General features: G+C 65.4%; 11 protein-coding genes. 6 read left to right on the top strand and 5 right to left on the bottom strand.

Translation table 11 applies throughout. The features are described from left to right. Positions 1–47: 47 nt before the first annotated feature. From EDF74_RS06550 to EDF74_RS06535, 4 genes are all read right to left on the bottom strand, one after another. On the bottom strand, positions 48–1,241 hold the full coding sequence (locus tag EDF74_RS06550; RefSeq protein ID WP_123729738.1) for a dipeptidase: 1,194 nt from the start codon (positions 1,239–1,241) through the stop codon (positions 48–50). Further along, positions 1,238–3,520: an amidohydrolase family protein gene (locus EDF74_RS06545; protein WP_123729737.1), complete on the bottom strand. Its 2,283-nt coding sequence runs from the start codon at positions 3,518–3,520 to the stop codon at positions 1,238–1,240. Before EDF74_RS06545 ends, EDF74_RS06550 begins: the two co-directional genes overlap by 4 nt. Next, complete coding sequence (locus EDF74_RS06540; RefSeq protein WP_184997091.1) at positions 3,438–7,952, bottom strand: autotransporter outer membrane beta-barrel domain-containing protein; 4,515 nt, start codon at positions 7,950–7,952, stop codon at positions 3,438–3,440. The genes EDF74_RS06545 and EDF74_RS06540 overlap by 83 nt, the downstream gene beginning before the upstream one ends. Before the next feature lie 376 nt (positions 7,953–8,328). After that, entirely contained in the window at positions 8,329–9,516 is a 1,188-nt protein-coding gene (locus tag EDF74_RS06535; protein ID WP_221180330.1) for a hypothetical protein, read from the bottom strand. A gap of 113 nt (positions 9,517–9,629) precedes the next feature. Between EDF74_RS06535 and EDF74_RS06530 the strand changes: the two genes are divergently transcribed. The 3 genes from EDF74_RS06530 to EDF74_RS06520 all read left to right on the top strand — a co-directional run bounded on the left by EDF74_RS06530 (position 9,630) and on the right by EDF74_RS06520 (position 13,345). Then, positions 9,630–11,285, top strand: a complete 1,656-nt coding sequence (locus EDF74_RS06530) for an acetolactate synthase large subunit (protein ID WP_123729302.1) — start codon at positions 9,630–9,632, stop codon at positions 11,283–11,285. A 34-nt stretch (positions 11,286–11,319) separates the two neighbouring features. Beyond that, complete coding sequence (locus EDF74_RS06525) at positions 11,320–12,702, top strand: aldehyde dehydrogenase family protein (RefSeq protein ID WP_123729301.1); 1,383 nt, start codon at positions 11,320–11,322, stop codon at positions 12,700–12,702. Between the two features lie 127 nt (positions 12,703–12,829). Continuing rightward, positions 12,830–13,345, top strand: a complete 516-nt coding sequence (locus EDF74_RS06520) for a DUF6622 family protein (RefSeq protein ID WP_123729300.1) — start codon at positions 12,830–12,832, stop codon at positions 13,343–13,345. Here the strand turns inward: EDF74_RS06520 and EDF74_RS06515 are convergent. Next, positions 13,275–14,417: a LacI family DNA-binding transcriptional regulator gene (locus tag EDF74_RS06515; RefSeq protein WP_123729299.1), complete on the bottom strand. Its 1,143-nt coding sequence runs from the start codon at positions 14,415–14,417 to the stop codon at positions 13,275–13,277. The genes EDF74_RS06520 and EDF74_RS06515 overlap by 71 nt on opposite strands. Positions 14,418–14,716: 299 nt before the next feature. On the opposite strand from EDF74_RS06515, the gene EDF74_RS06510 reads away from it, so the two are divergent. The 3 genes from EDF74_RS06510 (at position 14,717) to EDF74_RS06500 (ending at position 19,695) form a co-directional block, all read left to right on the top strand. Continuing rightward, positions 14,717–17,848, top strand: a complete 3,132-nt coding sequence (locus EDF74_RS06510) for a TonB-dependent receptor (protein ID WP_123729298.1) — start codon at positions 14,717–14,719, stop codon at positions 17,846–17,848. A 65-nt stretch (positions 17,849–17,913) separates the two neighbouring features. Then, on the top strand, positions 17,914–18,672 hold the full coding sequence (locus EDF74_RS06505) for a SapC family protein (protein ID WP_184997089.1): 759 nt from the start codon (positions 17,914–17,916) through the stop codon (positions 18,670–18,672). 3 nt (positions 18,673–18,675) lie between these two features. Further along, entirely contained in the window at positions 18,676–19,695 is a 1,020-nt protein-coding gene (locus EDF74_RS06500; protein ID WP_123729296.1) for a cupin-like domain-containing protein, read from the top strand. Positions 19,696–19,698 lie beyond the last annotated feature (3 nt).

Here is a 19,698-nt window from a genome sequence, read left to right as displayed (position 1 = left end):
TCACGGAAGGATGTGCCAGCCCAGACCTGGGCAGGCACGCATGGCCGTCATCCACAGACGTCCATGAACACACGTGCGAAGTTGCTCCCCAGGATCTTCTCGATGCGCGCATCGCTGTGCCCGCGCCGGGACAGCAGAAATGCCAGGCGGTCGAAGCGATCGGGTTGATTGAGGTCGGGCAGGAAGGTCACCACATCCGCACTTTCGCCGGGTGCGGAGATGCCGAGTTTGATGCGCTCCTCCACGACGCCGCGCAGCCGCTCACGGTACTCCGGCGTCAGATCGATCGAGGAGATCATGCCATCGGTCCCAAGACAGACGTGCTCTTCGCCGCAGACCTGGATGGCGTGTTCGATGTGGCGGATCAGATCCTCTGCCATAGGCTGCCCCTGCTCGCGCAGGAATGGCATCAGGTAAATGCCCGCGACACCGCCGCGTCCAGCAAGCTGCCGCAACTCCTCGTCGGTCTTGTTGCGCGGGTTGTCGGCCAGCGCAGCACAGCCAGTATGACTGATCGTAACCGGGTGCCTGGATGCTGCGATCGCATCGAGCGTAGTGCGCTGGCCAGCATGCGAGAGATCGATCAGCCCTTGTCCGGTATCGATCTTTTCGATCAGCTCGCGACCGAATCGACTCAACCCTGCGTTGGCTGGCTCAAGGCAACCATCACCGACCAGATTGCGACGATTGTAGGTCAGCTGGTAGATGCGTACGCCCAGGCCGTGGAAGGTATCGAAGCGTTCAATGTCCTCGCCGAACGGCGTCGAATCCTGGAAACCATAGATCAGGCCAAGGCGACCGCTGCGCTTGGCGTCGACAAGGTCCGCACCTGCAAGCACCAGACTCAGGGCGTCCTCATGCAGCGCCCGTTGCTCATTCCAGTAAGCGATGTTGCGCATCGTCAACGCGTAGTCGTTGAGGTAGCTGCCGACGCCACTGACGGTGATGGTGCAGGCCGTCAACCCGGAAGTGCGCGCGTCTGCCAGGGAACGCGCACTCAACGGCGCATAGTCGACCCTCTCCTTGGTATCCAGTGGCCCTCCACTGAGCGCGTCGATCACAGTGGCCCGCCGGTAGCCTGGCCACTGTGAGCGGCCCGGTCCCGCCGGCGAAGCTGCGCCTGCCTGCGTCGGCAGCAGAATCGCACCGGCGGCACCCAGCGCGCAGGCGCCAAGAAAGCGCCGCCGTGACGGCTCGGCGTCGCGCACCTCGTTGTTCATGGCGTCAACCGTGAGGCTCATCGGGTCTGCCCCTGCTTGCGTGGCTGGATACCGAGAGACTGCTCGATCGCGGCCGGATCGAAGATCTTGCCACCTTTGAGCACCAGGTCAACGTTGCGGATATCACGCATATCCTTGAGCGGATCCCCGTCGATCAGCACCATGTCGGCGAGCTTTCCCGGCGCGATCACGCCGCGATCCTTGTCCACGCCCATCACCTGGGCCGGTGTCAGCGTGGCCAGCCGCAGTACTTCCGCATTGGGAATGCCGGCGCGGGCATAGATCTCCAGCTCGGCGTGCAGCAGATAGCCGGCAAGTCCGTCGGTGCCGGGCATCAGGGTCACGCCACCATCGTGAAGTGCTTTCAACATGCGCATCAAGGAAGGGAAGGCCTTCGCGTAGGCCTCCTCATGGCCCTTCGGGACGGGCAGAGCGCCGAAGCCGAAATTGCGCTGTACCTGTGGCGGTAGCCGGTGAGCGATCGAGCGCAGGCCCGGCGGCACCGGATCATCTGGATCCCCGGACAGATCCTCGAACACGGCCAGGGTGGGGTCGAGCACCGTGTGGTGACGCTTCAGGAAGGCAATGAATTCCTGCACCTCCGGCTGGTCCGGCGTGTACTCGTAGGCGTGTTCTCCAATCTCCGTCAGTCGCTTCATGTTGCGCGTCTCCTGCACGCGGGGGTACATGAAGTTGAGGAAGATGAAATTGATGTGCTGGATCTCGTCGGCGCCGGCCTCCACGAACTGTCGCGCCGAGACGAAGGCCGGCACATGGCCACTGACGCGCAGGCCGCGTTCGTGTGCACGGTCTGCGATCACCGGGAACAGCTCGGGCTTGAGCGAGGAATAGGTCTTGATCTGCACATACCCATGGTCGGCGTACCAGTCCACTGCCTTGAGGGCCTGCTCTGGCGTGCTGACCAGCATTTTGGTTGGCCCGGCGTACGGTCCCGCCCCATCGATGAAGCCTGCCATGGACACCCGTGGGCCGATCTCGGTGCCGGCGTCGAATCGCTTGACCCGCTCAATGAAGTTGTCGGTGTTGTTGGCAAGGTCACGGCTGCTGGTCACGCCCCCGGCGATGTCGAGGGGACCATCGGCCTCGGCATAATGCTTGTGCACGTCCCACAAACCCGGCAGCAGGAAACGACCCTCGGCATGGATGACTTCAGCGTGCAGCGGGGTCGGAATCAAGGCATCGGCGGCCACCCGGATGATGCGTTCACCCTCGACAAGCACGCTCATGCCGGGGGTGGCGGCAAGATCGCGCGGATCGAATACACGGGCGTTGCGGATCAGCAGCGGCCCTTTCGGCTGGTGCGTGAGATCGCGCGCCAGCTTGGCCGACCACTGTGCATCCGCGCGTTCCTGGGCAGCGATGATGTCGGGTAGGCCGGGGTCCAGTTCTTCAGGAAGGATGGAGATCCAGCCCGACGCATACGTGACGGCAGCGGTGCTGCCATCGCCGCGCAGCCACACCGAGGAAGGCGTGAACCCCAGCCCGATGACGCGGTAGTGGGTCAGTTCGACAGGGCCGCCCGGGGCATTGATGCGCAGTGTGCCGGCGCGCTCAACGCGCGCCTCACCGGACGGAAGCAGGGGTAGGCGCTGGCCAGGCGCCTTCAGCAAGGCGCGTACCAGAACGCCCTGGATCTCCGGCGGCGCGGAAATCGGCATGAAGAAAGCCGGGGAGGCCAGAGGCCGATCGCCTTGCTCGCTGGCATTCTTCCAGCTCGCCCTGCCGTCGCGCAGCGAGAATGTCTCGTTGACCTCGGCCTTGGTGTAGTTCTTGCCCTGAGCCTTGTACTCGACCAGCAGGCCATTGCCGTCCAGGCGCCACTGCGCCTGGATGTCGTCGCCGCGGCCACGGTCGTTGTAGTGGTAGTCCACGCGCGCCTGGTCGGTACCGACAGCCCTCACGACCTGCTTGCCGGCGATGTTGCCTTGCAACAGCACCTGATCCTCGCGGTCACCGGCAGCCTGCGCGGTCAGGGTGGCGAACAGCAACAAAAGAACAGGAAACTTATGCATGGAACTCCTCGATGTGGGCATCCGCTGTGCAACCCATGGCGCAGCGTCGCAGTCGATCCGGCGGGATCGGAAGCCATCGCACGAGGACGGAATGCCCTGAGCGGGACAACGATCATGGGCGAGGATGGACAGCCCCGGCTTCCACCGCAAGTGACCAGTGCCACGGTGAGGATCGCTCGGCTTCCTACCAGTTCCAGCGCATGCCCACCTTACCGTTCCACGCGGTCTCGTCGCCGTCGAAGCTCCAACTGTAATCGAGGTCGGCATACAGGTAGCCGGTCTGGGTGACCTGCCAGGTCCCGCCGATGCCTACTTCGCCCCATGATCCGCCCATGTCCACCGCGAACGGCACGTAGCCGCTGTTGGTGGCGAACGCGGCGCGGGGGGTGCCACGGAATTCGTGCCACGCGTTGGCGCGAAGCCAGGCGTTGCTGCTGCGTGCCTCGCCCTGCGCGGTCTCGTGCTGGCCTGTGCGATTCAATCGCGCGCCGATGCGCCCGACCAGCGAGTCACCGTCACTGAAGTGCACCTGCGCGGTGTGATCATCGAGGTCGTCGACGTCGATCTGCTGCCAGATCACCTGCGCCTGCGGCTCCAGACGCCAACGGCCGTCCTTTCCATAGGATCCGTCGCCCTCGTTGAGGATGAACGGCCAGCCGCCCTCCAGCGACAGCGCCACCCCATCGGCATCGACAAAACTGTCGGAGGTGCGAGGGGACTGCAGGCGCATGTCATACCAGGTGTACTGGGCCACGGCGTCGATATAGGCGCCTTTGGCGGAAAACGCTGTCCAGTAGCCGCCGACGGAGCCCGCCTTGAACCGGTCCGTGCCGGCATGGAAGCGGTAGTCCAGGAGGTTGTGCCGCACCTCGCCCTTGCCTTTCCCATACGCCAGGTAGAAACCGGCGTGGCGGCGGCGCAGGTCATCGGCATCCACGCGCCGGTAGAGGTCGGTGCCGATCTGCAACGCATCGAAGCGGTAGTCGAAGTCGGGGCCGCGATCGCCATAGATGCCGCGCCGGCCACCATCATGTTCGCCGTCGTGGCCGAGATAGCGCATCCAGGCGCCGTTGAATCCACTGCGCTCGGTATCCAGGTCGCCGCGCTGATGCAGCAGCTGCTCGTCGCCGACCCGCTCGTGCAGGGTGTCGATCAAGGTGCGGCCGTACACCTGGGCCATCGCCGGTGCGGCCGCGATCAGCGACACCTCCTGGCGATAGGCCGGGGGCGGCGACGGCGTGGGAGGGTCCGGCGGGGGTTCTGGCGGCGGCTGGGGCGGCTGGGGCGGCTCGGGTGGCGGGGTGGGGCAGGGGGGTGCCGGTGCACCCGGGCTGGCGCAGTCGATCACCGAGCGCAGGTACCAGCTGTTCTCCACGTCCGGGGCGGAGAGCGCGGCTGCACCGCCCCGATACAGAAAGTACTCGTAGGGACCGGCCACGACCGGCGCGGAAAGCGCAAAATTGTCTACCGTGCTGGTGGCGTTGTTCGTCTGGACCACACGGATGCCATCGGCACGCGTGAGATCGCCACGGCCGCCGTTGTTGTGGATATCCAACACACCAGGTCCGCTGCTGCTGCCGTTCACCACGACCAGCTGATCGGAGGGGGAGGCATCGTCGCCCAGCCAGGTGTTCAGAGCGAGCGTGCCATCGCCGCTGTAGCGGGAAACCGTCAGGGTTTTGTAACTGGCCGCTTGGGCGGGGTCTGCGCCAGGCACTGCGAACGCGATCCGGCTGCGATCATTGAGCAGCGTGGTGAGCGTGGAGCTGCCGGTCAGGTTCCAACGCGTGTCATGCAGCTCGACGTTGGAGACGCTGCCGGGCAACGTGATCGCAGCGCCGGTGAGCACACTGCCGGTCGCGCGGATGGTGGCCACGGTCGGAATGTCGGCGGCCGGCAACACCGCCCGCTGGACCGGTAGTGCCATCGGCAGGGGTACCGCCGGGTCATCGGGCGGAAGGTCTGGCGGAAGCACGGGCACCGCGGCGTCGAGCCCGTCGAAATCGGCGATCGCACCGACCTTCAACCACAGCTCGCGACCGCCCACCGTACTGCCGGCCAGGTCGATCCGTGCCGCGCCAATGGCCCCCATGCCGGGGCCATCGGCGGCAGCGAGGATGGATTGCGTGATGGAGGCGGATGCCGCGGCCGGGTCGCCTCGCACCAGCAACGCCGCAGCCCCGGGACCGCTCGTGGCCAGCGCGGTATCCGCAACGTCCACCTGTCCTCCGTTCCATGCCACCGCGGCGTGGGCCAGCGCACCGCTGGTACTCACGCGACTGCCGTCGCCCAGTGACAGGCGCCCGTTGTCGGCCCAGGCAATCAACCCATGTGCCTGCACGCCACGTGTGGTGATGGTGCTGCTCGTCGCGGTGAGAAGGCTGTCGGCATACGCAGCAAGCCCATAGCCATGCAACCCGCTGGTGGTGACGGTCATGCCACTGGCACGGATCTGGCCAGCACCTGCCGCGCGTGCACCGATGGAATCAGCGCCGCGCGTAGAGACGTTGACGTTGGCGATCGTCGCGGTTGCATCCACGCCCTGAATGTTGAAGCCTTCGCTGGCATTTCCCAGCGTGGTGATGCTGCTGCGCGCCCCGTCAGCCTGTCCGCTCACCGGATCGACGTTCATCCAGACCCGACCGCCGGCCGTGCCCACGTATACGCCGTGACCGGAGATGCCCGAGGCGACGAACGCGGCTGGATCACTCACCGCATTGCCGCTGGCGTCGACGGGGCGGCCAAAGGTGGGCAGTGCCAGGTCGGTTCCCAGCAACACGCCGGTATGGAGGGTGTCGCCGCTGGAGATCAGGGTGCCTGGCGTGCCACCGCTGGCGTTGAGGGTCATCCCAGGGCGGCCGGCGTTGATGATGGTGGAGCCGGCGCTGTCGATGGTGCCGCCGGTGGCGTTCAGGCCGGTGCCGCCAGGGCCGCCGCCACCGATGTAAAGATTGCGTGCCGTAATGCGGGTAGACGCGCCATCGGCGCGGATGCCCGCACCACTACCCGACGAGGTCAGGATGCTGTCGCCAATACTCACCTGCGCGCCGGCCTGGCCATACACGCCATTGGCATTGAGTTCCGTGGTGCGGGTGTCCAGACGCAGCAATGTCGCCTGTGGCCCGGTGGAGCCAGCGGTGCCTTGGACCAGGACGGCATTGGAATTGATGCCGTGCGTGGTGATCACCGTATTGGCCGCCTGCAGCCGGGATGTCGCAGCAGCGGCCTGCGCCACCAGCACCCCGGTACTGTTGTTGCCAAAGGTTTCGATGTACGTGGTGGTGGCCAGCGGCGAGCCATCGTCCGCCACGTCCAGCCGCAGGATGCCGCCGGTAGAGGAGACCTGTGCACCGTTCGCCCCGGTGGTGCCGGTGGCCACATAGGCGGCAGGATCGGTTGTAAGGTTGCCGCCGGCGTCCACTGGCAGGCCATAGCTGGCAATGGAAGGATCCGTTCCGAGGGTGACGCCGGTGAGCAGAACGTTGCCCAGGCTGATTACCGTGCCCCCGCTGGCCGCCTGCAGTCCAACCGCTGCGTTGCCGCCGGGAATGCCGGACGTGTAGACCTCACTGCTGCTCAGCGTGAGCGTGCCAGCCGTCAGCGCATGGGCACCGATGGACGCGTTGAGCAGGGTGGAAAGGCGCAACCCGCTTGCCGTGATCGCGCTTCCGCTGCCATCGGCGCGCAGCGCATTGCCGCCTTGGCCGGCAGCAATGATCACCCCGGGCGTTCCACCCAGTGCCACGGTACTGGCACTGCCGGCCAGTACGCCGTGCGCGTTCTGCCCAGCCACACGGATGTCCAGCCCATCAACCTGCACCTGTGACGCGCCCCCGGCCGATACCCCATGCGCCGTGATGCCGGTGGCATTGATGGTCAGGCCGGTCAGCACGCCCTGCGCATCGGCGAACACCAGCCCGCTCGCGCCGGTGCCGGCGGTATCGATAGAGAGCTGGGATGCCTCGAGTCGTGCACCAGTCGCGAAGCGCCCGCCACTGTTGTTGTTGCCGCGGGTCAGGATGTTCACTGCGTGCACATCGAACTGCGCACCGCTGGTTCCGAACAGCCCATGGCTGCCGTTGGTGGTGCCGGCACCGGTGCCCAGGACATGGATCGCGGTGCTGCCGCCGGTCGGGGTGCCTGCCCCGTCCACGTTCAACCGGACTGTGCCGTCGATGGCACTGATGCCGTGCGCTGCCGTGGCCGCCTTGCCCACATACGCCGCGGGGTCGGTCACCAGAACGCCGCTGGCGTCCACCGGCAGGCCGTAGGTGGCGGGGTTTCCCGGCTGCGTCCCCAGCAAGATCCCGGTGGCGATGACATCACCATTGCCACTGAACGTGCCGCCCGCCACCTGGATGCCCTCGCTGTTGGCCAGGGAAGTGTAGAAGCGAGTGCCGGTCGATGTCAGCGTGGTGCCTGCTTCGAGGCGGGCTGCCGGGCCGCCCGCGCCGAGCCGGCTGACCGTGGATCCGGGGACCAGGAAGTTGACCGCGCCGGCGCTGGTCGAGCAGACGGTGGCGGTGTTGGCGGCGCTGGTGATCAATGCCACGGCGCCGGTGGCGTTGATCACGCCGGCATTGGCCGCATAGAACGCCGGTGCCCCAGCGGTGGTAGGCGCGTACGTACCCGCCGCAATCGTCTGCACCGTACCGTTCGCACGGACTTGCTGGGCAGGCACGCCAACGGGCACGGTCACGCAGCTTGCGGCGTCCACGCTTTGTGCCATGGCGGTCCAGGGCATCGACACCGCCAAACCAAGAAAGAGCAGGCTGCGCCGGCGTGTCGCCGACGTGTCCGCCCGGGTCACGCCGGGGGCTGGTCGGCGACAGCATCGGGAAGTGTCCACGCTGCTCGACGTATTGCCCAGCATCAGCTGGTGCATCAGGTCGTCGCGACTGGTGGTCATGGGACCTTACCTGTGAGGGCGGCCTGCCGGGAACGAAGTGATTCGGCCACGCGTGGCAAGCGCCGCGTGGGTCCTCAGTCTGGCGTCAGCCGCATTCACCCTCAACCGCAATACCTGCGAGCCGGGGGCAGTAAAACTACGGGCACCGCCGCGACCCACCGCTACCTCACCGTAAGCCTGCCGCCTTGCAGGCATCGACGAAGGTCGCGCCCTGTTTATCCATGGCCGTCCTCACGATCTTGTTGGCCTTCACAAGCGCCGCGCTGGGCGTGGCCCATTGCGCCTCTGGCAACGCCTGGGACCAGGCTTCCACCGTAGCCGGCAGCGGAGGACGGCCGCGGCGATGGACCCATTCGGCGAGCAGATAGGGCAGCTTCCAGAAGGTCAGCACACGCCACAGATACCAGCGACGAAGCGGCCACCAGGAGCGCTTGTCGTAGCCGTAATGCGCCCGCTGCTCAGGCGTCAGGTCGTCACCGCCATCATCCAGGGAGCCCATCGCGCGCGCATCTTCGCGCTCGATCTCAAACGTGTGCATGCCCTCATAGGGCTTCAGCCGATCCTCGGTCGGGACCAGGCCCAATGCCTGGAACCAGGGATTGGGCGCGTTGAACAACTGCCCGTCCTCCATGTAGTTCCGGATCGACGCCCACAGGCCCAGCGAGTGCGAATCACTGGGCTGTGGCAGCAGGACAAACTGCACGGTGTCCCGCTCCTCATCCTCAAGGCCCATGCCGAAGGTGTACTGGCGCGTCGCGCCGTACGGGGTGACGCCCTGTGCATTGGACACCCAGGCAACGACACTCTCCCAGGGCACGATCAGGGCGCGACCGCTGTTGCGGTCGATGTAACACACCTCGCGACGCTGGCGGTTGAAGCGCACCGGGTAGGGCTTTGCGCCTTTGAACTCGTCGCCGAACATTCCGTAAGCGAATGCTCCCAACGGAAGGAGGCCGAGCAGCGCGCCAGCGGAGAAGACCTGGATGAACATCTTCAAATCCGCCAGCGGCGCCGGGAAGTTCTCCGGGTAGGCGAGCACCAGGTAGAGCATGATGAGCGCTGGCACGATGAACGCCAACACCAGCAGGCCGACGATGCCACCGGCCAGCATCTTGACGCCCTCTACCGTTCCCCAGTTGCTTCCGCCCAGATCCAGGAACACCTCATTGATGTCCGAGAACTGTCGACGGGAGCCCTGGACCTGACCGGTGTACACCGGCAAGGGAGACAGGAACAGCGTTTCGGTCACGCCTTCCACGCGGATCTCTCCCGCAGAAGGGCGTTTACTCCGCACGTCGAGCGCAGCGGTCGCCGCCGCCTTCGTACTGTTTTTCTTGAAGAATCGCTTGAACACACACGCTCGCCGCACGGCCAACGTTGGATGATTTCACAGGGGGAATTGGCTGTCACCAAACCCTGAAATCCCCCCGGGTATAGTGATCCATCCTCACCAAAAGGATCGACGCTATGCAGAAGGGCTCGGATCTACTGGTCAAGGCGCTGGAGAACGAAGGCGTAGACCGCATCTTTGGCGTGCCGGGCGAGGAGAACCTGGACTTCCTGGAGTCGCTGCGGACCTCGCACATCGAGCTGGTGCTTACCCGCCACGAGCAGGCCGCCGCGTTCATGGCCGCCACCCATGGCCGGCTCACGGGCAGGCCGGGCGTCTGCCTGGCCACGCTCGGACCTGGCGCGCTGAATTTCTCCACTGGCGCGGCCTATGCCCACCTCGGCGCGTGGCCGATGATTCTCATCACAGGGCAGAAGCCGGTGATGAGCGCCAAGCAGGCACGGTTCCAGATCGTGGATATCGTGGCCTCGATGAAGCCGCTCACGAAAATGACGCGTCAGATCGTCAGCCCGGCCGCGATTCCGGCCACCGTGCGCGATGCCTTCCGCGTGGCCATGGAAGAGCGACCCGGGCCAGTGCATCTGGAGCTTCCAGAGGATGTCGCCGGCGAGGAGGTGGAGGATATCCCCGTCATCCCGGTCCATCCGCTGGAGCGTCCGATCGCACCGTCTGCCGCGCTCGACCGCGCAGAGGCAGCCATCCTGGCCGCCAAACGACCGCTGGTAATGATCGGCGCGGCCGGAAGCCGCCCGTGGCTCACCGAAGCGCTTTCCGCGTTCGTCGCGCGGACCCGCCTGCCGTTTTTCAACACGCAGATGGGCAAGGGCGCCGTCACCGGCGGCTCCAACCTGTACATGGGAACGGCCGCGCTCTCGGAAGGCGACTATGTCCACGAAGCCGTCGCCCGCGCGGACCTGATCATCTCCATCGGCCATGACACCGTCGAAAAGCCGCCCTTCCTGATGAAGAGCAGTGGTGGGCCCAAGGTCATCCATATCAGCTTCCAGTCCGCCACCGTCGAGCAGGTCTACCATCCGGATATCGAAGTGCTGGGCGACATCGGCGCCTCGGTGGATGCCCTGGCCGAGCGGCTGGACGGCCGCCTGACGGCGGACGAAGGCATGGTCGCGCTGCGCCAGAAGATCCTCGCCCGTCTCAACGACCGCGCCGAGGAGGACCGCTTCCCGATCACGCCGCAACGGGTCGTGCATGACGTGCGCGAGGCCATGCCGGAGGATGGCATCGTCTGTCTCGACAACGGCATGTACAAGATCTGGTTCGCCCGTAATTACCGCACGCATGTCGCCAATACACTGCTGCTCGACAACGCACTCGCCACGATGGGGGCCGGCCTGCCGTCGGCCATGATGGCGGCGATGCTGTACCCGCAGCGTCGGGTCATGGCGGTATGCGGTGACGGCGGCTTCATGATGAACTCGCAGGAGATGGAAACCGCCGTGCGGCTGGGACTCAACCTGGTCGTGGTGATCCTCAACGACAGCGCCTACGGCATGATCCGCTGGAAGCAGGCGGTGGATGGCTTCGAGGATTTCGGGATGCGCTTTGGCAATCCGGATTTCGTGAAGTACGCCGAGGCCTACGGCGCCAAAGGGAGCCGGGTGACCGCGGTAGGCGATCTGGCGCCCATGATCGAAGCCGCCTTCGCTGGCGGCGGCGTCCACGTGCTGGACGTGCCGATCGACTATGCCGAAAACACCCGCGTGCTGGTGGATGAGCTGCGCAACCGCACGCCGGATGTGGGCTGCGCATGATCGCCACTGCTGATCCTTCCGAGAGGAGCTCAAGATGTTGACCGTCGTACAGGCCTTTGACCGCGCGCCCATCGCCGAGATCGGGTTCGACACTGCCACAGCGCTGGAGCGCAAGCTCGACGCCGCCGAGCGGGTCTTCAAGAACCGCGACGGCTGGCTCCATCCGCACCAGCGCATCGCCATCCTGCGCAGACTTGCCGCCTTGATGGACGCCAAGCGCGACCATCTGGCCCTGCAGATTGCACGCGAGGGTGGCAAGCCGTTGCCGGATGCCATCGTTGAAACCACGCGCGCCATCGATGGCGTCCACAACGCCGCCGACGAACTGCGCAACTTCGCCGGCCGCGAAATCCCGATGGGGCTATCGGCCGCGTCGGAAGCGCGCTGGGCCTTCACCACGCGCGAACCCATCGGCGTCGTTGCGGCGATCTCGGCGTTCAATCACCCACTGAATCTGATCGTCCACCAGGTGGCCCCGGCCATCGCAGTGGGTTGCCCGGTCATCATCAAGCCCGCGTCCGCGACGCCACTGTCCTGCCTCGAATTCGTGGCGATGGTGCATGAGGCCGGACTGCCCGAGGCGTGGTGCCAGAGTTTCCTGCCGGATGGCAATGACCTGGCCGAAGCGTTGGCCACCGACAAGCGCATTGCCTTCCTCAGCTTCATCGGCTCGGCGAGGGTAGGGTGGTCGCTGCACGCCAAGCTGGCACACGGCGCACGCTCGGCACTCGAACACGGCGGGGTGGCACCGGCCATCGTCGACCGCAGTGCGGACCTGGGCAGAATCATCGAGCCGATCGTCAAGGGCGGCTACTACCACGCCGGCCAGGTGTGCGTGTCCACGCAGCGCATCTTCGTCCACCACGACATTGCCGACGACTTCACCGAGGCCCTCATCGCGCGGGTCGAACGGCTGCGAACCGGCGACCCGACCCTGAAGGACACCGAGGTGGGCCCGCTGATCCAGCCGCGCGAGGCGGACCGCGTCGCCGAATGGATAGAGGAGGCCGTGCGCGGCGGCGCGCAGCTCGCCACGGGCGGCAAACGACTTTCCGAGACCACACTGCAGCCCACCGTGCTGCTCGATCCGGCCAGCGACGCGCGGGTGACCACGCAGGAAGTCTTCGGCCCGGTGGTGGCCGTCTATCGCTACACCGACCTCGACGAGGCGATCGCGCGCGCCAACGCCCTGCCTACCGCCTTCCAGGCCAGCGTGTTCGCGCAGGATATCGACATCGCCCTGCGCGCCGCCAACCGGCTGGATGCCTCGGCCGTGATGATCAACGACCCCACCGCGTTCCGCACCGACTGGATGCCGTTCGCCGGCCGCCGCGAGTCTGGCTACGGCACCGGGGGCATTCCGTACACGATGCGGGACATGTCGCAGGAGAAGATGATCCTGATGCGGCGGGGCTGAGCCGCCCTGTACTCCCAGATGCCTGACAGCTGTCACTTGTGATGGGTGGGTGCAACGCGAGAATGTTGCCACTTCCGCACGGCACTCCATGGCCGGCACCCCTCTACATCAAGGACGTCCTGTGAGCATGCTGCAGCAACTCGTGTCGAATACCCCAGTGTGGGTCTGGGCGATCCTGATCTTCCTGGTCACGCGTGGCGTCGCGGCCATGAAGCCCGGTGAAACCTCGCTTGCCAAACTGGCCATCGTGCCGACGCTGTTCACCGCATGGGGCCTCTGGTCGCTGGCCCATCGCTTCGGCGCGTCCTGGGAGGCCTGGGGCGAGTGGCTGGTGGGCATCGGGGTGGGCATGGGTCTGGGGTGGTTGCTGCTGCGGCGGGCAACGCTGACGCTCAATGCGGCGTCGGGGACGCTGTGGCGCAGTGCGGATTACAGCCTGCTGCCGTTGCTGCTGGTCACCTTTGCGGTGAAGTACGGCTTCGAGGTCGCGCTGTCCGTGTCCCCATCGCTCAACGTCGATGCTGGTTTCCGTGCCGCTTACCTGCTGCTGTCAGGTGGGTTCACCGGCATCTTCATCGGGAAGTACCTGCGATACCTGCGTGCCTCGCGCCAGGTGCCGGCTGCCGTGATGCCGATCGTGTAGGACGGGCGACGGACGCCCGCGTGACCAGCTGGTGCGCAAGGACCTGATTGATGGTGCCCTGCACCGAGGAGGCGGGGCGTCGGATCTCCCGCAGGAGGATGTCGATGGCGGTGTCGGCCATCTCCGCCACGGGCTGATGGATCGTGGTCAGTTCCGGCCACACCATCGTGGAGGCGGAGGTGTCATCGAAGCCCACCACCGACAGATCACGCGGCACATCGAGGCCGCGACGATGCGCGACGGAAACCACGGCCGACGCCATGTCATCGTTGCTGGCAAAGATCGCGCTGGGCGGCAGATGAAGGGCCAACAGCCGTTCGGCCGCCTCCAGCCCCGAGCGATACGTGAAGTAACCGGGCTGGATGAGTGTGTCGTCGTAACCGATCCCTGCATCGGCGAGCGCATCGCGGTAGCCCTGCCAGCGGTGCGCACTGGCCGTCTGGTTCGGATCGCCGGTGATGTAGCCGATGCGCGTATGCCCGTGCGCGATCAGATGCGACACCATCTCGTGGCTGGCGCGACGATCATCGATGCGCACGCAGGACAGCCTGTCGCTGAAATGGCTGGAGGCGATGGAGACCACGGGAATACCCGCGGTCACGAATTCGTCGACGATGTCGTTCGATTCGCACAGGGGCGGAGGAAGAATCACGCCCGCCACGCTGCTGGCAAGTTGCCGCGCGGCGTCGCGACGCGCCTGGGCGCCCAGCTCATCCCAGGTAGCGATCACCAGCTGCGCCGCGGCCCGGGTGGAGCCGCGCAGCGCGCCGACCAGTAGTTCGCGCAAGTAGCTGGCGCTGGGGTTGGTGTAGATCAACGCGATGCAGGTGTGTTGCGCTGCCGCCAGCGTGCTGGCCGCCAGATTGGGCCGGTAGTCCAGTTCGCGCACGCTGCGCATGACGCGCGCGCGGTTGCCTTCGCGCACGCCGGCATGGCCGTTGATCACACGCGACACCGTCATGGCCGAGACGCCTGCATGCGCGGCAACATCATCGATGGTGAGGGCGCTTGCCTTGCGGCGGGCCGCTTTGGGGCTGTGCTTCACGACGTGGACTCCTTTGCTGCGCTGCATGATGACAAGCGCGACCGCGGGTGATTAGTCTGCGCCCGTGACGTGATGGTAGCGCTACCACTGTGCCGGGGTAAGGCCAGCGGGTACCCCCCCTTTACCACGCGGCTGTTCTGGCAAGCCTGAAAGCGAGTGTGAGTCGCAGCACGCGCACAAAGCGCGCTGCGATGTTCGGTGTGGAAGACGGGCATCGCCCGTACGTGCCCCCAGGAGGGGCGGTACATCCATTCGATCGTTATGTCAGAGGGGAGAGTCATGAGCGCTTCTACGTTCCGTCGTACCCAAGGCCGGGGGGCTCGTTCATGAGCCGCACGCTGGCGAAGTTCACCTCCAGGGCCATGTTTACGTTTGTCGGTGGCGTCCTAGTCATCAATCCCGCATTTGCCCAGGACACGCCAACGCCCGCACCGGTGGCCCAGTCGCAGGGCCAGCCCAGCCCGACGCAGCTGGACACCGTGCAGGTCACCGGCATCCGCAACAGCCTCAGCCAGGCAATGGACATCAAGCGCGACTCGGCCGGCGTGGTGGATGCCATCAGTGCCGAGGACATCGGCAAGTTCCCGGACACCAACCTGGCCGAGTCGCTGCAGCGCATCACCGGTATCTCCATCGAACGCCGTGATGGTGAAGGTGCACAGGTCACTGCGCGTGGCTTTGGTCCACAGTTCAACATGGTCACGCTCAACGGGCGGCAGATGCCGGGCGCGGATGCGTTCGGCGCGTCCGGGCAGGTCGCCATCGGCGGTGTGGACGGAGGTACCCGTGCCTTCAACTTCGCCCAGCTGGCCGCCGAATCCATCAATGGCATCGAGGTGTACAAGACCAGCCAGGCCAATGTCCCCAGCGGCGGTATCGGCGCCACCATCAACATCCTGACCGGACGCCCGTTCGATCATGACGGCACCATCGCCAGTGCCGGTGCCAAGGTCGTCTCCGACCAGAGCCAGCCGTTCGACAGCGACCTGACGCCCGAACTGTCCGGCATCTTCAGCTACAGCAACCCGGACAAGACCTTCGGCGTTGGCGTGAGTGCGAGCTACCAGAAGCGCAAGGGTGGCTCGGTGCAGGCCACCAACAACTACTGGAACATCCAGCCGTGGACCGGCACGATGCCCGGCAACCCGACCGTGGTCAATGCACCGGCGGTGGGCGCGCTGTACGGTCGTCCGAACGACCTTCGCTATGCGTTCTCCGAGTTCGAACGTGAGCGCATCAATGGCCAGGCGGTGCTGCAGTTCGCACCGACCGATGCGGTGACCCTGACCTTGGACTACACCTATTCGACGAACGAGATCACCGAGAATCGTGGCGAACAGGGCATGTGGCTGCAGAACAGCAACTACACCGATGTCACGTTCGACACCAGCGGTGCGGTCGCAACCCCGGTCTATATCCGTGAGATCGCCGGGACCAAGGATTTCGGGCTTGAACAGCAGCGCAGCATGCAGAAGTACAAGCTGGGATCGCTCGGCTTCAATGCACTGTGGAACGTCACCGACCGGTTCAAGCTGACCTTCGACGCGCACAATTCAAAGAACGAAAGTCGGCCGAACGATCCGCTTACCGGGGGCGGCTCCATCTTCAGCAGCATCGCCGGCACCAACAACTGCACCAGCGGGCCGCACTGCGGTGGATCTTGGGTGCAGGAAATGAACTTCAACAACGGCTTGCCCGTGGGCACCCAGGTCTGGTACCCGAGCACGGCCGATGCCATCGCCAAAACCAACGGCGTGGTCAACCCCGGCTTCGTGCCGGGCGAGATTGGTTCGCAGGTGCTGCGCATCAATTCGCAGACCCAGGTCAGCGAGATCAAGCAGGGACGCGTCGACGGTGAATGGAGCTTCGACCGGGGCCGCTTCCAGTTTGGCGTCGACTCCAGCAAGCAGACCACCCACCGGATCCAGGCCGCGGAGAATTACAACACCCTGGGCGACTGGGGCGTGGCCAACGTTGACGGAGATGTGGCCAACGGGCTGATGGACCTGCTGCAGCCGGTCAACATCGTCGGGTTGTTCAACGACTTCAATGCCAACAGCTTCACCGCCTGGCGCGGCGATGCGGGCCGCCTGGCGCAATGGGCGGCGGACAACTATGGCGCCAGTCTCGGCGTGAGCCCGCAGCGCGCCGCCGACAACCTGGTGGAGGAGAAGACCAAGTCGGCATATTTCCAGGTCGAGCTGGACGGCGAGCTGGGCGGCCTGCGCACCAATACCCGCCTGGGCGTGCGCTACGAAACCACCGATGTGGTGTCAACGTCCGTCATCGCCATCCCGGAGGCCATCGAATGGCAGTCCAACAACGACTTCCGCGTGGTGTTGTCCGATGAGCAACAGCCGTTCACCGAAAAGAACAGCTACAGCTACATCCTGCCCAACCTCGACTTCAGCATCGACCTCATGGACGATCTGAAGGCCCGCGTCTCGTTCGGCAAGAGCATCGCGCGCGCGCCGATCGGCAACCTCTACGCAGGCCCGACCGCACAGCAACCGTTTGGTTCGGTGCTGATCGATCCGTCTTCGCGGGCCAGCGGCACCGCACAGAACCCGCAGCTGAAGCCGCTGGAGTCGGACAATCTCGACCTGGCACTGGAGTGGTACTTCGCCGACGCCAGCTACGTGTCGTTGACGTACTGGAACAAGTCCGTCAACAACTTCATCGGCAACACCATCGTGCAGGAGAATCTGTATGGGCTGAGGGATCCCACCGCCGGTCCGGATGCGCAGGCCGCATTGGCGTTCCTCAACAGCGGCGCCTGTATCACCCAGGTCGGTGCGGCCAATGCGGCGGCCTGCTCGGCCAACGATACGGCCCTGTTCACCGCGCTGGCGTTGCTGCGCAACAATCCGGCCGGACTGGGCGCCTATAACGGCACCGACGCGCAGGTTCTGGCGACCGAGGCGGCCTATGACCTGTACGGGGAGGGCGATGATCCGCTCTACCAGTTCAGCGTCAACCGTCCCATCAACCAGAACCAGGCAAAGCTGCACGGTTGGGAGCTCGGTGGCCAGTACTTCTTCGGCGATACCGGCTTCGGCGTCCTCGCCAACTACACCCTGGTGGATGGCGATGTCGGCTACAACAACGGGGGCGATCCGCTCATCGACCAGTTCGCGCTGACCGGCCTCAGTGACACCGCAAACGCCGTGCTAATGTACGAAAAATATGGTTGGTCGGTACGTTTGGCGTGGAACTGGCGTGACCAGTACCTGATCCTCGCCAACCAGGGAACCAGTCGCAATCCGTACTACGTGGAAGCGTACGAACAGTGGGATCTCAGTGTGAACTACACCTTGGATGATCACTGGTCGTTCGGTCTTGAGGCGATCAACCTGACCGGTGAGGACGTCCGTTGGCGCTCGCGCACCTCGCAGATGATCGTGAAGCTGGCTGACCAGAGCCCGCGTTACATGCTCGGCGTTCGTTACAGGTTCTGAACGGTGGGTGCCGCTGCAGAGGCAGCGGCACCTGTTCACGGCTCCTGATGGGATTGGACAACACCATGCCGCGTTACGAAATGCTCAACAACATCGCCCATCGCGACCTCCGAGTGACCACCGGTTTCGGACCTGAATTCGGTGATGCGGTGGGCATGGTGCCGGCCTACCCGAGTGAGTTCGCCGAGCTGCAGCGCGAATATCCGCTCTTCCTCCGCAAGGACACCACGACCGGTGACTGGCAGTCGGTGGCCCTGCTGGGGTTCGAGCAGCACGAGAATCTTTTCCTGCAGGACGGGCGCTGGAATGCGTCCTATCTGCCCGGGGCTGCGGCCAAGGGGCCGTTCCTCATCGGTTTCCAGGAGAACCGGATCGACGGCGAGCTTACCCAGGAAGCCGTGCTGCACGTAGACCTGGACCATCCGCGCGTCAACGCGATGCAGGGTGAGCCGGTGTTCCTGCCGCAGGGGGGCAACACGCCCTATCTGGACCACATCGCAGGCGTGCTCCGTGGCATTCACGATGGCCATGCCTTTGGTGCGCAGATGTTTGCCACGCTAGATGCACACGGGCTGATTCAACCGATCACGCTCGACGTGCAGCTCGATCCGCAGCACCGGATCGGTGTCAACGGCCTGCACGCGATCGACCGTGACCGCCTGGCCCTGCTGGACGGTCCGGCGCTGGCCGAACTCAACCGCGCCGGCTATCTGGAAGGCACTTACCTGATGCTGTCATCGCTGCACAACATGCGACGCCTGATCGCCGAAAAGCAACGTCGCCTGCGCATGTCCGATAGTGCTGTCGCCGCGGGCAGGAACTGACCGGTGCTCGACGCCGTTGCCATGCAGATACTGGAAGACCTGGAGCCCGGCGCGCTTCCGCTGGAGGCGCTGGTGGCCGCGGGCGAGCCGGTGGTGCTGCGCGGGATCGCGCGCGACTGGGCGCTGGTACAGGCCGGGCTGCACTCCACGCAGCAGGCGATGGCCTATCTGCAGGGCTTCGAGGCAGGCGTGCCTGTGCCGTACTCCTTCGGTGCTCCGGAGATCGACGGACGTCCGTTCTACACCGCGGATTTCACGCAGTTGAATGTCGAGGTTCGGCGCGGCCTGCTGACGCAGGTGCTGGACGAGATTGCCGCGACCCTCGATGCGCCACGGCCGCCTACCTACTATGTCGCCTCGCTGCTGATCGATCGGGCACTGCCCGGGTTCGCGCAGTACAACGATGCCGGCCTGGCCGGGCAGGGCATCGACGCCCCGGCGAGCATCTGGATCGGCAACCGCGTGACTGCGTCCTGCCATTTCGACACGCCCGACAACCTGGCGTGCTGCGCCGTGGGCCGACGCCGGTTCACCCTGTTTCCGCCAGAGCAGATCGACAATCTGTACCCGGGCCCGCTGGACCCTACGCCCGGGGGACAGGTGGTCAGCGTGGTGGATTTCGATCGTCCGGATTTCACGCGCCATCCCCGGTTCCGTGATGCATTGGCGAGCGCCCGGACCGCCGTGCTTGAGCCCGGTGATGCGATCTTCATTCCGAGCATGTGGTGGCATCACGTACGCAGCCTCGAGCCGTTCAACGTGCTGGTGAACTACTGGTGGCGCAGCTCGCCACGTTTCCTTCCCTCACCGCTGCCGGCGCTCCAGCATGCGATGTGGGCGCTGCGCGATCTGCCGGCACGCGAGAAACAGGCGTGGGCAGCGATCTTCGATTACTACGTGTTCGGCCCGGGCGAGCGCGCAGGGCAGCACCTGCCCGACGCTGCCCGGGGTGAACTGGCACCGTTCGACGAGACGCAGGCGCGCCGCACCCGCGCCCAGTTGCTGGCTCGACTCAACCGCTGATGG

Source organism: Stenotrophomonas rhizophila, from assembly GCF_003751305.1.
GTDB lineage: Bacteria > Pseudomonadota > Gammaproteobacteria > Xanthomonadales > Xanthomonadaceae > Stenotrophomonas > Stenotrophomonas rhizophila_B.
The sequence above is the reverse complement of the archived record's forward strand: the minus strand, read 5'-3'. Positions and strand labels throughout refer to the sequence as shown.

Coding starts and splice junctions, on each gene's coding strand:
- EDF74_RS06530 (WP_123729302.1), top strand. CDS start 9,630: ATGCAGAAGGGCTCGGATCTACTGGTCAAGGCGCTGGAGAACGAAGGC.
- EDF74_RS06515 (WP_123729299.1), bottom strand. CDS start 14,417: ATGCAGCGCAGCAAAGGAGTCCACGTCGTGAAGCACAGCCCCAAAGCG.
- EDF74_RS06505 (WP_184997089.1), top strand. CDS start 17,914: ATGCCGCGTTACGAAATGCTCAACAACATCGCCCATCGCGACCTCCGA.
- EDF74_RS06510 (WP_123729298.1), top strand. CDS start 14,717: ATGAGCCGCACGCTGGCGAAGTTCACCTCCAGGGCCATGTTTACGTTT.
- EDF74_RS06545 (WP_123729737.1), bottom strand. CDS start 3,520: ATGCCGACCTCGATTACAGTTGGAGCTTCGACGGCGACGAGACCGCGT.
- EDF74_RS06550 (WP_123729738.1), bottom strand. CDS start 1,241: ATGAGCCTCACGGTTGACGCCATGAACAACGAGGTGCGCGACGCCGAG.
- EDF74_RS06520 (WP_123729300.1), top strand. CDS start 12,830: ATGCTGCAGCAACTCGTGTCGAATACCCCAGTGTGGGTCTGGGCGATC.
- EDF74_RS06525 (WP_123729301.1), top strand. CDS start 11,320: ATGTTGACCGTCGTACAGGCCTTTGACCGCGCGCCCATCGCCGAGATC.